Source organism: Bradyrhizobium roseum (assembly GCF_030413175.1).
GTDB classification, from domain to species: Bacteria; Pseudomonadota; Alphaproteobacteria; order Rhizobiales; family Xanthobacteraceae; genus Bradyrhizobium; species Bradyrhizobium roseum.
The window spans coordinates 6,388,608-6,402,378 of record NZ_CP129212.1; the positions used below are offsets into that span (position 1 = coordinate 6,388,608).

The window sequence follows — 13,771 nt, forward strand, 5'->3', positions numbered from 1 at the left end:
CCGATTGTTAAGATTCGATTCAGCTTAGAGAGACATCATCAGTTCTCTCAAATCTGGGTCACAGCATGCAACACCGCGAGCCAAGCACCTTTGAAATCTGGTCGGGCAACGTGGTTGACCATCACCGGTCGCAGCAGCTTTCAAGTCCGTGGAACTTCCTCAAGTCCGATCGCGACGCGGTATTGGTGGTACGCGAGCCCTTTGCCGAGCGGGCGCGCGCCGCGGTGCTGATCACGGCAATGATCTTGGCGAGCTTTGGCCTGGGATGGGCCGGCGGCCTGAACTGGCCGCAATTCGCCAGTGAACTACGTCTGCTAGAGCTTGCGTTGAAAGAAGCGCCTGCGCCGCACGTCGTCGAAGCACGGTCAACCGGCAAGATCGAAGCCGTCCGGAAGGCCGCATCGGCGGCGGACCCTGCCATTGTCGGCAGCATTCCCAAGCCTCCCGTGCTTTTGCCGGCCGCGCGCCCGGCGTTGCAGGCCAACGGGCCTGCCCCCATTATAGCGATGCGGCAGCCCTCCGTGGCAGCACCGGAAACCAAACCTGCGACGATTCCCGGCTGGACGGTGGTCGATGTCCGGGACGGCACCGCCGTATTGGAAGGTCCCGACGGCATTCGGATGGCCGCACGCGGCGACACCATTCCCGGCGTCGGACGCGTGGAATCCATCGTGCGCTGGGGCAGCCGCTGGGTCATCGCCACCGCCAACGGATTGATCGCCACGCCGTAACGGCGTGCGCATCGCCGGCCGATCGCGGCAGCCTCAGCGATCGAGCGCGATCTGGTAGCGCTCGGCGATCGCCGACAGCTGGCTCCAGGTTTCCTTGTCGATCTCGATGCCGTTCACGAGCCGCTCGGCCCGCGCAATGCGCTCTGGCTCGCCCGCCACCAGCACCGGCAGTTCCGGATCGGACGGCTTGGCCGACTTCACCCACGCGATCATGGCATCGATCTCGCTCATCATGCTGTCGCGCGCGGAAAGCCGCGCAGGATCGATGACAATGCTCAGCATGCCGTTGATGATGCCGCGATCGGGCGGCGAGCTCGTCGTCACGCTTGGCGAGCCCACGATGGCGCCGGCCAGCAATTCGCAAACCAGCGCGAGCCCTGAGCCCTTGTGTTCGCCGAACGGCAGCACGACGCCGCGCGGCTCGGTGTACATCACCGACGGATTCGTCGTGGCTTGCCCCGCATGGTCGAGCAAGGCCCCCTCCATCATCGGCTTGCCGGCGTTGTGCGCGACCCTCACCTTGCCGAGTGCGACGCGGCTGGTCGCAAAATCCAGCAGGATCGGCTCATTGCTCGACGTGCCGGGGATGGCGATGCAGACCGGATTGGTCAGGAACCGCCCTTCCCGCCCGCGAAACGGCGCCACGCCGGGCGCGCCTGAGGCCACGTTGACGAAGTGCAGCGCGACCATGCCGGCGCGGGCGGCAACCTCGCCATAGGCGCCGACGCGGCCGATGTGGTGCGCATTGCGCAGCCCGTTCACCGCGACGCCATGTTGCTTCGCGGCCTTGACCGCCCACTCCACCGCCTGATGCGCGATCACCTGGCCATAGCCGGCCCGCGCGTCCCAGACCGAGATCGTGCCGGTGTCGGAGACGATCTCCGGGGTCTGGTTCGCCTTCAGCGTGCCGGCCTCGAAGTCGCGCACATACGCGACCAGCATCCCGACGCCGTGGCTGTCATGGCCGCGCAGATTGGCCTCGACGAGATGATCGGCAACGAACGCCGCCTCATCCGGTGAACTGCCGCCCGCCGCGACGATGCGGTTGGCAAACGCACGCAATCTGGTGTGGTCGATGATCATGTTTTCTCCCCATCGCGGCGCTTGATTGTACAACGCATCACGCCGAACGCCGGTCGCCTGCGATGCCACGCCTGTCAGTTGGTATTGATGCGAAACCGCAGCGTCTTCGGGCCCATGAACGTAACCAGATCATCCTGCCGCTTCCAGGTTGCGACGGCGGTCAGCGCTGCGATCAGTTCGTCATCGGCTTGCGCGCGGTCCGGCGGACAGGACCGGTTCTCCATCGCACCGGCGACGAAGATCACGGTGTTGCCCGCCACCGAAAACTGACCCTTGCCGCCCTTGCACCAGAGTTCGATCACCACCTCGCCAGCCTCGCCGATGTCCAGATTGGGAATCCGCTTCGATCCGGGCATGCGGTTCACATCGAGCTGCATCTGGGTTTCGAACGGAAAGCCGTCCTCGGCGCGCGCCGGGTTCAACGACGCGGCGCTGGCGATCAACAGGAGCGAAGCGACGCCTGCCCGGGACATATATGCGAACGAAACCATGCGACCTCTCGGATACCAGACCCACCGCGCCGCGCGCCGTTCTATTGGACAATGGCGTGATTGGCTAGGGCGCAAGGCTGAATCTATAGGCAAGGAAGCTATTTTTCATTCACGTCGTGCCGCAGCAACGCTTTGACAGCTGCGAATAACCGAGGTGGGATCGGAGCGTGCGCCTGAAGCGTTTCATATCGGGGAGTGACAGCATGTGTGCAGGTGACGACAAGAACTGTCCGGACTTCGAATTACACCACCGCAACTTCAAGGACACGCTTGATCGGGAACGCCGATCGTTCCTGCGATCCGGCTTCGCCGCGGCCGGGGGCGTCGCAGCGATGACGGCGGGCGGCATTTCCCTGGTGACGCCGCAGATGGCGGCGGCCGCCGAAAAGAACCAGCCAGCCAAGCGCTCCTATCATCATTTGCCTGCGAATGCCGAGACGGTGCATTGGGGCTATTTCAGCAAGAAACTCAAACCGCAGGTCGAAATCGATTCCGGCGACTTCATCACCATTGAGGCATTGACCCATCACGCCAACGACGACGCCGAGCGCATGGTGAAGGGTGATCCCGGCGCCGAAAGCGTGTTCCTGTGGACCAAGGAGAAGAAGGGGGTCAACCGTCGTGGCGCCGGACCGATGGATGCCTCGCTGTTCGGGCGCGGTGCCGGCGAGGGCCTTGGCGTGCACATCTGCACCGGCCCCGTCTACGTCCGCGGCGCCCAGGAGGGTGACGTGATCGAGTTGCGCATCATCGACGTCACGCCCCGGCCATGCGCCAATCCGCAGTATCGCGGCAAGACCTTCGGCAGCAACGCAGCGGCATGGTGGGGTTTCCACTACAAGGACTTGCTGACCGAGCCCAAGCCGCGCGAGGTGATCACGATCTACGAGGTCGACGCGACAGGCGAACGCAACTGGGCGAAGGCCGTGTACAATTACCAATGGACCCCGCAAACCGATCCTTCGGGCGTGGTGCACAAGACCATCGACTATCCCGGCGTTCCCGTCGATCACACCACGATCAAGGAGAACCACGGCATTCTGAAAAATGTGCGCATTCCGATACGTCCGCATTTCGGCGTCATCGGCCTGGCGCCAAAGGAAGCTGATATCGTCGACTCGATCCCGCCCAGCTATACCGGCGGCAACATCGACAATTGGCGCATCGGCAAGGGCGCCACGATGTATTATCCGGTGGCCGTCGAAGGCGCCCTGCTTTCCGTTGGCGATCCACACGCTTCGCAGGGAGACTCCGAGCTGTGCGGCACGGCCATCGAGAGCTCGCTGAACGGCACTTTCCAGATCATCCTGCACAAGAAGGCCGATCTCGTCGGCACGGCCCTCGAAGCCCTCGACTATCCGATGCTGGAAACCAGGGATGAGTGGCTGGTGCACGGCTTCAGCTTCGCCAATTATCTCACCGAATTGGGAGACAAGGCGCAGTCGGAGATCTACTCGAAATCGTCGGTTGACCTCGCCTTGCGCGACGCGTTTCGCAAAATGCGCAAATTCCTGATGACGACCAAGAAGCTGACCGAAGATGAGGCGATTTCGTTGATTACGGTCGGCGTTGATTTCGGCATCACCCAGGTGGTCGATGGAAACTGGGGCGTCCATGCCGTCATCAAGAAGGATATATTCGCCGGCGGCGAGGCCTGACCGAATCCGCGCATACGAAGAATCTCCGCGGCGCGGGCCGCGGGGATCGTCGGCGGATCGTTTCAATCGCGGCGTTATTTCAGGACCTGAGCCGATAGACACCAGCCGGCGAGGCAGGCCAGCCCGATCGCGTACCGAAAGGTGAGAAGCCCATCAGAATCCGGAGATGATCGCCGCGATCAGCATGCCCGCTCCTGGATCGGCGTGCCCCGTGCGCCATAGGTGACGGGCGCGGTGTTGGCGATCCGCGAGCGGCCAGAGGCTTGCAGCAGCGACCTTGCAAGCCGACGCTGGCCTGGATTAATCCGGCCGACACTCACAAACTTGCGAAGTTCGATGGTGGCCGCCCCTTGCCGTTACAGCCATGCTAGGGTCTCACCGGCACCTGCGACAGGCCGCCGCATGCCATTCTTCCGATAACCTTGGTCGTAGAGCCAAATTCCCCCGCTTTCTCAGGTTCTTGAGGCCCATTTCCGGAGACGCTGATCTGTGAATAATACCCGTTCGACGCTCGCCACCGTATGGCGCATCGCCGCCCCCTATTTCAGCTCCGAGGACAAATGGGCTGGCCGCGGCCTGCTGGCGGCGGTCATCGCCATCGAGCTTGCGATCGTCGGCCTCAACGTCATGTTCAATTTCTGGAATAGCCGTTTTTACAACGCGCTGCAGGATCGCAACTGGGACAGCTTCGTAACCGAGATCATCTTTTTCAGCGTGCTGGCCGCGACCTTCATCGCGCTGGCGGTCTATCAGCTCTATCTCAATCAATGGCTGCAGATTCGCTGGCGGCAATGGATGACCAAACAATATCTCGGTGAGTGGCTGCATCAGGCCAATCATTACCGGATGCAGCTTCAGGGCGATGCCGCCGACAATCCCGACCAGCGCATGACCGATGACGTGAAACTGTTCGTCGATCGCACGCTCAACATCGGCCTTCAGTTGCTGAGCTCGATCGTGACGCTGGCGTCCTTTGTCGGCATCCTCTGGGGGCTTTCGAACGCCGCGCCATTGCAGCTGTTCGGTCAGGAATATTTCATTCCCGGCTATCTCGTGTGGATCGCTCTGATCTATTCGGTGCTCGGCACGATCCTGACCCATCTGATCGGCTGGCGGCTGGTCGGGATCGATTTCAGGCAGCAGCAATATGAAGCGGATTTCCGCTTCAACCTGGTGCGGGTGCGGGAAAATTCCGAACAGATCGCGCTGCTGCGCGGCGAGACCGCCGAGCGCGAGCGCCTGCTGGTACGCTTCGGACGCGTGGTGGAAAACTGGCTCGCCATCATGAGCCGGACCAAGAAACTGACGGCGTTCACGGCCAGCTATAATCAGGCTTCGGTGATCTTTCCTTATATCCTGGTGGCGCCGGCCTATTTCGCGAACAAGATCCAGCTCGGCGCCGTCATGCAGACGGCCTCTGCGTTCTCAAGCGTGCAGGGCGCACTCTCTGTCTTCATCACCATTTATCGCTCGTTCGCGGAGTGGCAAGCGGTGGTCAGCCGCCTCGACGGATTCGAGGTCGGGATCGCATCGGCGCGCGAGCTTGCCACCGGCCGCGACGGGATTCGTGTCGTCGAGGCGGCGGGCCACGGCGCGATCGATCTCAAGGGACTGGCGCTGCGACTGCCGAACGGCACGCCGCTGGTCAACGCCGAGCAGTTCAGTCTGCGCAAGGGCGAGCGCACGCTGATGACGGGCCCCTCGGGCTCCGGCAAATCGACGCTGTTCCGCGCCATTGCCGGCATCTGGCCGTTCGGGGCGGGCTCGATCACCATTCCTGCGGGGGCGACATTGATGTTGCTGCCGCAGCGGCCGTATTTCCCCACCGGATCGCTGCGCGGGGCGGTGGAATATCCCTCCACGGAAGGCAGCTTCACCGACCTGCAGATCAGCAGCGCCCTGGAGCAGGTCGGACTGCCCAGGCTCGCGGCGCAGATCGGCGAGCACGGGCACTGGAACCGGACGCTGTCGCTCGGCGAGCAGCAGCGCCTCGGGCTTGCACGCGCGTTGTTGCATGCGCCGCACTACCTGTTCCTCGACGAGGCCACCGCCTCGCTCGACGAGCCTTCGGAGGCGGCACTGTATCGGCTGCTCGAGGAGACGTTGCCGCAAACCACGATCGTTTCGATCGGCCACCGCTCGACGCTGGACGCCTTCCATCAGCGCAATGTCAGCCTGGTGCGCGATGGCGAGCGATTCACACTCGGGGACGCCGGCGAGCCGTCCAAGCCGTAGTCCGCTTGCATGGGGGCGCAGCGCGATCCGGCGCTGCACCGCGCGCACCAGAAACAGCGAAGCGCGGTCAACAGCACCGCACCGGCCGGCTCGACGAGATCCAAAACAAAAGGGGCGGCAGATTGCTCTGCCGCCCCTTCGTCTTGGAAAGATGGAGCTTACTTGAGGTTGGTCATCGCGGTCAGGTCAGCCGACAGCTTGACGATACCAGCGGCGCCGCACCACTTCGAACCAACGCCGGTCGGATTGATCGGCGTGAAGCTGCCGTTGAACGTTGCGGTGAAGTCGCTGGTGAAGGCGTTACAATTACCCTGCGACAGGTCGGTGTCGGAGTAGCGGATGTCCAGCGTGAACACCTTGTAGGTGAAGCCGATGCCGATGTTCCAGGTGTTGTAGTCGGCGTAGTTGATGCCGTTCGGGAATGCGGCGACGCCGTAGAACGAGTCCGAAGTGCCCAGCCACTGACGGCCGAATTCACCCGAAACGTACATGCCGATGCCGCTGGCGCCGAACCAGGTGCTCGGCGCAATCGCCTTGCCGGTGATCGAGGCGTAGGTGCCTTCGGCGCCGCTGTTGAGGAAGCTCGGCGTATAATAGACGTTGCCGCCCATCGAGAAGTTGTCGTTGAAGGTGTAATTCACCTTGCCGTAGACTTCGAAGAAGCTGACGTCCTTTTTCAGAACGTTGGCGTTCACCAGCGCGTTCTGCAGACATTCGCCGCTAAGCGGAACGCCGGCGGCATCCGTCGTGCCGCCATTGAATGCGTTGGCTGCGCCGTATTGGCAGGTTCCACCCGGATAGATGTAGCCCCAGGCGCCGACGTCGAAGGCGAACTGGCCGACCGTTAAGCGGGCGCCGCCGTAGACGTCGACTTCAGCTGCGGCGCGGTTCGGGAACGAGATGCTCGCTGCACCGAGACCGACATAGAGCTGGAAGTCCTTGGTGAGGTTAAGGCGCGGCTCGAAATAGGCGTTCACCGACGGCTTGTGGTTGGACTGGGTAATGCCGCGGAAAATGTAGTCGTTGGTAATACCTGCGCCGAAGGCGATATCCCAGGGATCGAAGGCCGGCGGCGGCGGGGCCTTGACGGCCTTCACGCGCATGTCCGCGGCGACAGCAGAGCCCGATACCATTGCCAGCGCCGTTGCTAACAAAACCAGTTTCTTCATGACAATCCCCATTCCACCCTACATTGACAGTCCGGTTCCGACGCCCCCAAGGCAACCAAACAACCGACTGCGGCCAAATGTCTTAACGTGGTCACACAGTGGTCTGTGGTGCCGCGGTCGTGAAGCAAAAAAGGCAAGCATGTGCCGCCTTTTTAGGCGTTCTGACGTTTTCGCTACATGTTCTGCGCGTGTGTTGCATTCTCACAACAAATTTGAGGGCGTGGGCTCCGGCGCAAGGTACCAGAAGAAGGAGGATGCGCGGAGAGCGTGTGCCAGCCTGCGGGCCACCTGTCGCGAATCACCATTCCCGTCAAAACACGGTGCAGGCCGCGCACGAAAAAGGCCGCAGCGCTGGAAGCCGCGGCCTTCTCTGAAACGTTGTTCGGTCAGGCGACCGTTTGGATCATGATGCGATTTGACGGCGTCGCATCATGATCCAAACTCGTTGGCTGAGCACGATCCTTTCGGAAAACCGGTTTCCGCTTTTCCGGATCATGCTTAGTTGTGGTCGCCGCCGTTGGATGAACCTGAGCCCCAAGACGGAGCCGACGGTTCCGGGGTAGCCCAACTCGGTGCCGGTGCGGGCTCCGGCTCTCGCACGGGCGCCGCCATGGCGGGCTCCGCCTTGGCCGACTTTGGAGCCGCCCTCTTTTTCCTTGCCGGACTCTTCTTTGCAGCCTTTTTCGGCGCGGCTGCCTTTGACTTCTTTGCGGCCTTCTTGGCTGATTTCTTTGCGCTCTTTTTCGCAACCTTCTTCGCCGATTTCTTGGCGGCCTTTTTCGGCGCCTTCTTGGCGGACTTCTTCTTTTTCGCCACTACGGCCTTCTTGGCCTTTTTAGCCTTCTTGCCCTTCTTACTCTTCTTCGCCATCTGGTCCTCCTGTTGCGGCTGTCCGTATCCGTCGAGCGCTCCGAATAGTCCGTGGGCCAGACCGGGGCGGCACTTCTTCGAAGTGCCCTCCCGCTCCATCCCTTGTCCGGGCGCGATATCGGGACAAACGCTTCTTGTCTGTCCCAAGCAAACCGGATGCCGATCGCGCCATCACATACGGGCCGACGCTCCGGATCGCGCCCTAAGGCCGTCGATCAATTCACTCCTCGGAATGATCCAGGCTTTGGACCTCCTGTCGCCCAATCGAGAAGCTCAATCGTGTGCACCACAGGAACTGATGTACCGCCGGCAATTTGAATCATGCATCCAATATTGCCCGCAGCGATCATGTCCGGTTTGACTGTCGCAATATTGGCGATCTTCCGATCGCGCAATCTGCTCGCAATGTCAGGCTGGAGAATGTTGTAGGTCCCCGCCGAACCGCAACACAAATGGCTCTCGGGCACATCTTTCACCACGAATCCATTCTTGGAAAGCAATTCTTTCGGAAGGCCTGTGATTTTCTGGCCGTGCTGTAGCGAACATGCCGAGTGATACGCGACCGTGATGTCGCCGTTCTGGCGCGATGGCACGAGCGAAAGGCCTGCGAGATATTCGGTGATATCCTTTGCCAGCGCGGAAATCCGCGCAGCGGGGCCGGCGAAATCGCGGTCCTCGCGCAGCATGAAACCATAGTCCTTGATGACCGTGCCGCAGCCCGATGCGGTGACCAGGATGGCGTCGAGGCCGCCCTGGTCCGCCTCCTTTTGCCACACGGTGATGTTGGCGCGCGCTCGCGCCAGCGCGTCGCCGTCCTGCCCGAGGTGATGGGTGAGCGCGCCGCAGCATTGCTCGTCCCTGACCAGGACGACCTCGATGCCGTGGCGCGTCAAAAGGTTGATGGCGGCCTGGTTGATGCGCGGCGCCAGCACCTGCTGGGCGCAGCCCTGCAGCAGCGCGACCCGCCCGCGCCGCTCGTCAATGGCCGGAAACACGCTGCCGGCTGCAGGCCCCGGCGCCGGCAGAGCCTTCGGCGCCAGCGCCAGCATCGCCTTGATCCGCCGCAGCAGGCCGGGATTGGCCGCCGCATTCGACGTCGGCAGCAGGGCCGCGAAAGGCCGGGCGAGCCGCGCCATGATCATGCTGGCGCGGAACAGTTTTGGCCGCGGCAGCACCCAGGCCAGCACCGCGCGCAGCGCCCGTTCCGGCAAAGGCCGCGAATAGTCGCGCTCGATCCGGACCCGCGCCTGATCGACCAGATGCATGTAGTGCACGCCCGACGGACAGGTGGTCATGCAGGCGAGGCAGGACAGGCAGCGGTCGATATGCTTGACGACGTCGGCGGTCGGCGGCTTGTCCTTTTCCAGCATCTCCTTGATCAGATAGATGCGCCCGCGCGGGCTATCGAGCTCGTCGCCGAGCAGCACATAGGTCGGACAGGTCGCGGTGCAGAAGCCGCAATGCACGCAGGCGCGCAGGATCTTGTCGGCTTCCGCGATATCGGGATCGGCGAGTTGCGCGAGCGAGAATTCTGTTTTCATGACGCTGATACCCGCACCATCCGGCCGCGGTTGAGGATGATTTTGGGATCGAAACTGTGGCGCACGCGCTGGCCCAAAGCGGCGACACCGGCGGCCTGCGGATGGAACACATCGACGTTCCGCCTGATATCTTCGGACGCACGCACCAGCATCGCATGGCCGCCGGCTGCTTCGACCTGCTGGCGTACCGGGCCGGCCAGCGCGTCCGGCCGCGGTGGCACGGCCGCCCAGATCAGCCCGCCGCCCCAATCGTAGATCACGTCGCCCTGGGACCCGTGCGCCAGCGCCTGGCCGAGCGCGCCGCCCGAGGCCGGCGGGCAGACGATCCGCCAAACCGGCCACAGCCCGCGCGCGCCGCTGGCGGCGAACGGCTCGACGTCACGGATCCCGGCCCACACCGCTGCGGAAGCGTCATCCTGCAGCATCTCTACCGCGCCGAACGCCGCGAGCGCCTTACTGAGCGAACCAGCCCGGTCCGCCACCGACGCCGCGATGCCTTCCAGCCGCAGCAGGGTCAACGCCCGTCCGCCAGCCCCCAGGCCCGCCAGCACGCCGGTTGAGGACCCGAACACCGAAGCCGGCAGGTGCGCCGCGCCGGATACGTCGTAGGGCGACCCGAGGGCTGCGGTCATCGCCCGACCCGCAGTGACGTCGTCGAGCCCGGCAAGCATCAGCGACCGCTCGCTCTCCGGCTTCGGCATCACCTTCAGCGTCACCTCGGTCATGACCGCCAGCGTGCCCCACGACCCTGCCAGCAGCTTGCAGAGATCGTAGCCGGTGACGTTTTTCACCACCCTGCCCCCGGTCTTGAAACTGTCGCCAAATCCCGACACCGCATGCGCACCGAGCAGATGGTCCCGCGCGCCGCCGGCCTTGATCCGGCGCGGGCCGGCAAGCCCCGCCCCGATCATGCCGCCGATCGTGCCGCTGCCGGACGCGCCGAGCAGCACGGACGTATCCATCGGCTCGAAGGCGAATTGCTGATTCTTGGAATCGATCAGCGACTGCACGTCTGAAAGCGGCGCGCCTGATTGCACGGTGATGATCAGCTCGTTCGGCTCGTAGGCGGAGACGGCGTTCAGGCCTGAGAGGTCGAGCACCGCATTGGTCGCCATCGGATGGCCGATCTGCCGCTTGGTGCCATGGCCGATGATTTCCAGCGGCTGGTCGCCGGCGATCGCCGCGCGCACCACCTCTTCGACGTCTTTGGCGTCTCTAACCTTAAGCGTATCCACGACTGAGCCGGTATCCAAGTTTAAAGCGGAAAGCAAATCTGTAGCATCGGGCGCCCTGCCTCAAGCTGTCGATTGGCTGGACGCATCCACGTCAGTCCAATCTCCATTCCGCACGCGCTGTCGAACTGACTCCTGATCGTTGACCTTCCGGGTGTGAACCTCAGCGAGGACTTCTCCCGAGACGGCATCGACATAAACGGCCCAGAAGGAGGACGATCCGATCTTGCCCCTGTTGCCAGCGACCAAAACCTCCCAGAGGTGCGGATGGTCATTCAATGATCTGAGAGCCATGGCTCCCATGCGCCCTCCGTCAAATCCGTCGGGAATGGGCAAGTCTGCCATGATCGACGTGATGTCCGGACTGTCGAGCCACTTTTCGGGCAAATGAATTGCTCTCGCCATCCTGTCCGTCGCGTAAGACGGTACGGAATCTGCATCGAACAGCAATCGGCCATCGTTCGCGAGGACTGCCGTCACCGTGTCACCGCTGTCACCGTAGCGCCACCAAACTTTCCAAACGCCGCGACCTTCGGGCACATCGAAGCCCCAGGTCGTCACCCTCGTCAGGCTCCAAGGCGGCTTGAAGTGCGCCATGAACGGGGCGATGAGGTTCAGGGCCTCGCGCGCGGTAGGAGCAGGCTCCGGGAAGGCGATCTTCCGATTTGGAGGAAGCTGGAACCGCACTGCTGCGCTGGCCGGCTTGGCTCCGAGCTTCCGACCGCCCCTGCCGAGAAGGTCTTGCGTGTGATCCTGCGCCAGATCGGGGGATAGCCATTGGTACTCGGGAAGTCCGAGCAACTCACCGAACCGAACGGCTGGTCGCACACGCACTGCCTCCTCGTTGTTGAACGGACGGAGGAGCGGTTCGAGCGCCTCCGTTGCGATAAAAGGAGCCAGCGCGAGCGGATCGAACTGGTCGCGTTCGACAGCCGGCTGCGGGTCCCACCAGCATGCGAATTGGACCAGGGGGCGCTCCTTACCTGCGAGTGCGAAGCTCCAGCCGTGATCTTCGGCGTGGCAGTAATACAGGACCGGAAGGCCGGTCAGCGTCGCGAGATAATCCGCGAAACGCGCTTCACCGGCACTCTGGTACGCGGCCAGACCAGCATAGGGAACGAAGGTCAGCCATCCATTCGCCGGTCCGAAGACAATGCCCGCGACTTTGGCCTGACGCAGCAGCTTCTGCGCATCGATGCCTTCGGCGAGACGAATATGATAGCTGACGCTGAACTCGCTCATGGCGCCGCTAGAACCGCGGAATGTCCGGAAACGCCAGCCTGCCGGCATGCACATGCATGCGGCCGAGTTCGGCACAACGGTGCAGCGTCGGAAACACTTTTCCGGGGTTGAGCAGGCCCTGCGAGTCAAAAGCACATTTCAGCCGCTGCTGCTGGTTGAGGTCGATCTCCGAAAACATCTCCGGCATCAGGTCGCGCTTCTCGATGCCGACGCCATGCTCGCCGGTCAGCACGCCGCCGAACTCGACGCAGGCGCGCAAGATGTCGGCGCCGAAGGCTTCCGCCCGCTCGATCTCGCCCGGCTTGTTGGCGTCGTAGAGGATCAAGGGATGCAGATTGCCGTCGCCGGCGTGGAACACGTTGGCGCAGCGCAGGTCGTATTTCACCGAGAGGTCGCGGATGCGCGCCAGGGCCTTGGGCAGCGCGCCGCGCGGAATGGTGCCGTCCATGCAGAGATAGTCCGGCGAGATGCGGCCGACTGCCGGGAATGCCGCCTTGCGGCCGGCCCAGAACAAATTGCGTTCGGCCTCCGACGTCGAAATCTGGCAGGTGGTCGAGCCGCAGGCTTGCGCGATCGCCTCGACGCGCTTGATCAGTTCGTCGACCTCGACGGCGGGGCCATCGAGTTCGATGATCAGAAGGGCCTCGACGTCGAGCGGGTAGCCGGCGTGCACGAACGCCTCGGCGGCGTGGATCGCGGGCTTGTCCATCATCTCCATGCCGCCGGGGATGATGCCGGCGCCGATGATCCGCGCCACGCATTCGCCGGCCGCCTCGACCTCGGCAAAACCGACCATCAGAGCGCGGGCGGTCTCGGGCTTCTGCAGGATCCGCACCGTGATCTCGGTGATGACGCCGAGCAACCCCTCCGAGCCGGTGATGATCCCCATCAGGTCATAGCCAGAATTCTCCGCGGTCTTGCCGCCGATGCGCAGGATCTCGCCGGACATCAGCACGATCTCGCAGCCCAGCACGTTGTTGGTGGTCATGCCGTATTTCAGGCAATGCACCCCGCCAGAATTTTCCGCGACATTGCCGCCGATCGAGCAGGCGATCTGCGACGACGGGTCGGGCGCGTAGTAGAAGCCGGCATGGGCCACGGCCTGGCTGATCGCGAGGTTGGTGACGCCGGGTTCGGTCACCACCACGCGGTTGTCGAAATCGATCTCGCGGATGCGCTTGAACTTGCCCAGGCCCAGCAGCACGCCGTCGGCCAGCGGCAGCGCGCCGCCCGAGAGCGAAGTTCCGGAGCCGCGCGGCACCACCTTGATGCCCTGCTCGCCGCAATATTTCAGAACTTTCGAGACCTGTTCGGTGGTATCGGGCAGCACGACGACCATCGGCGGCTGCCGGTAGGCCATCAGGCCATCGGACTCGTAGGGCAGCATCTCGGCGGCGCTGTCGATCACGCCCTCGCCCGGCACGATCGCGCGAAGCGCCGCGACGATGGCGTCCCGGCGATCCAGAACCGCCTGATCGGCAGCCGGCATCATGATGGCCATGCGTATCCTCCAGGCCCG

The 13,771-nt window shown here is 63.3% G+C and carries 11 protein-coding genes; 3 read left to right on the top strand and 8 right to left on the bottom strand.

Annotation, left to right across the window (positions count from 1 at the left end; translation table 11 throughout):
* The first annotated feature begins 65 nt into the window (after nucleotides 1–65).
* Nucleotides 66–731 carry a hypothetical protein gene (locus QUH67_RS30265; RefSeq protein ID WP_300943151.1) on the top strand — a complete coding sequence of 222 codons (666 nt, stop codon included), beginning with the start codon at nucleotides 66–68 and terminating at the stop codon, nucleotides 729–731.
* Nucleotides 732–764: 33 nt separating this feature from the next.
* Here the strand turns inward: QUH67_RS30265 and QUH67_RS30270 are convergent, their stop codons facing one another.
* A complete protein-coding gene (locus QUH67_RS30270; protein WP_300943152.1) occupies nucleotides 765–1,814 on the bottom strand; it encodes a malate/lactate/ureidoglycolate dehydrogenase in 1,050 nt (349 codons plus the stop codon).
* 74 nt (nucleotides 1,815–1,888) lie between these two features.
* On the bottom strand, nucleotides 1,889–2,305 hold the full coding sequence (locus QUH67_RS30275; RefSeq protein WP_407080367.1) for an META domain-containing protein: 417 nt from the start codon (nucleotides 2,303–2,305) through the stop codon (nucleotides 1,889–1,891).
* Between the two features lie 203 nt (nucleotides 2,306–2,508).
* Here QUH67_RS30275 and QUH67_RS30280 point away from each other — a divergent pair, with 203 nt between their 5' ends.
* A complete protein-coding gene (locus tag QUH67_RS30280; RefSeq protein ID WP_300943153.1) occupies nucleotides 2,509–3,963 on the top strand; it encodes an acetamidase/formamidase family protein in 1,455 nt (484 codons plus the stop codon).
* Nucleotides 3,964–4,452: 489 nt separating this feature from the next.
* A complete protein-coding gene (locus QUH67_RS30285; RefSeq protein WP_300943154.1) occupies nucleotides 4,453–6,198 on the top strand; it encodes an ABC transporter ATP-binding protein/permease in 1,746 nt (581 codons plus the stop codon).
* A 158-nt stretch (nucleotides 6,199–6,356) separates the two neighbouring features.
* Here QUH67_RS30285 and QUH67_RS30290 read toward each other — a convergent pair whose 3' ends face one another.
* The 6 genes from QUH67_RS30290 to QUH67_RS30315 form a co-directional block, all read right to left on the bottom strand.
* Nucleotides 6,357–7,367 (bottom strand): TorF family putative porin, encoded by a 1,011-nt coding sequence (locus tag QUH67_RS30290; RefSeq protein ID WP_300943155.1) that lies wholly within the window; start codon nucleotides 7,365–7,367, stop codon nucleotides 6,357–6,359.
* A gap of 498 nt (nucleotides 7,368–7,865) precedes the next feature.
* A complete protein-coding gene (locus tag QUH67_RS30295) occupies nucleotides 7,866–8,336 on the bottom strand; it encodes a histone (RefSeq protein WP_407080368.1) in 471 nt (156 codons plus the stop codon).
* 116 nt (nucleotides 8,337–8,452) lie between these two features.
* Nucleotides 8,453–9,778, bottom strand: a complete 1,326-nt coding sequence (glcF, locus tag QUH67_RS30300; protein ID WP_300943156.1) for a glycolate oxidase subunit GlcF — start codon at nucleotides 9,776–9,778, stop codon at nucleotides 8,453–8,455.
* Nucleotides 9,775–11,013 carry an FAD-binding protein gene (locus QUH67_RS30305; RefSeq protein WP_300943157.1) on the bottom strand — a complete coding sequence of 413 codons (1,239 nt, stop codon included), beginning with the start codon at nucleotides 11,011–11,013 and terminating at the stop codon, nucleotides 9,775–9,777. Before QUH67_RS30305 ends, glcF begins: the two co-directional genes overlap by 4 nt.
* A gap of 60 nt (nucleotides 11,014–11,073) precedes the next feature.
* Complete coding sequence (locus tag QUH67_RS30310; protein WP_300943158.1) at nucleotides 11,074–12,252, bottom strand: hypothetical protein; 1,179 nt, start codon at nucleotides 12,250–12,252, stop codon at nucleotides 11,074–11,076.
* Between the two features lie 7 nt (nucleotides 12,253–12,259).
* The gene (locus QUH67_RS30315; protein ID WP_300943159.1) at nucleotides 12,260–13,753 is read right to left on the bottom strand and encodes an FAD-linked oxidase C-terminal domain-containing protein; all 1,494 of its coding nucleotides are present in this window, start codon (nucleotides 13,751–13,753) and stop codon (nucleotides 12,260–12,262) included.
* Between the last annotated feature and the right edge of the window lie 18 nt (nucleotides 13,754–13,771).

Bases quoted from the DNA above. Each gene is read 5' to 3' on its own strand.
- QUH67_RS30265 (WP_300943151.1), top strand. From the start codon at position 66: ATGCAACACCGCGAGCCAAGCACCTTTGAAATCTGGTCGGGCAACGTG.
- QUH67_RS30295 (WP_407080368.1), bottom strand. From the start codon at position 8,336: ATGGAGCGGGAGGGCACTTCGAAGAAGTGCCGCCCCGGTCTGGCCCAC.
- glcF (WP_300943156.1), bottom strand. From the start codon at position 9,778: ATGAAAACAGAATTCTCGCTCGCGCAACTCGCCGATCCCGATATCGCG.
- QUH67_RS30290 (WP_300943155.1), bottom strand. From the start codon at position 7,367: ATGAAGAAACTGGTTTTGTTAGCAACGGCGCTGGCAATGGTATCGGGC.
- QUH67_RS30275 (WP_407080367.1), bottom strand. From the start codon at position 2,305: ATGGTTTCGTTCGCATATATGTCCCGGGCAGGCGTCGCTTCGCTCCTG.
- QUH67_RS30270 (WP_300943152.1), bottom strand. From the start codon at position 1,814: ATGATCATCGACCACACCAGATTGCGTGCGTTTGCCAACCGCATCGTC.
- QUH67_RS30280 (WP_300943153.1), top strand. From the start codon at position 2,509: ATGTGTGCAGGTGACGACAAGAACTGTCCGGACTTCGAATTACACCAC.
- QUH67_RS30315 (WP_300943159.1), bottom strand. From the start codon at position 13,753: ATGGCCATCATGATGCCGGCTGCCGATCAGGCGGTTCTGGATCGCCGG.
- QUH67_RS30310 (WP_300943158.1), bottom strand. From the start codon at position 12,252: ATGAGCGAGTTCAGCGTCAGCTATCATATTCGTCTCGCCGAAGGCATC.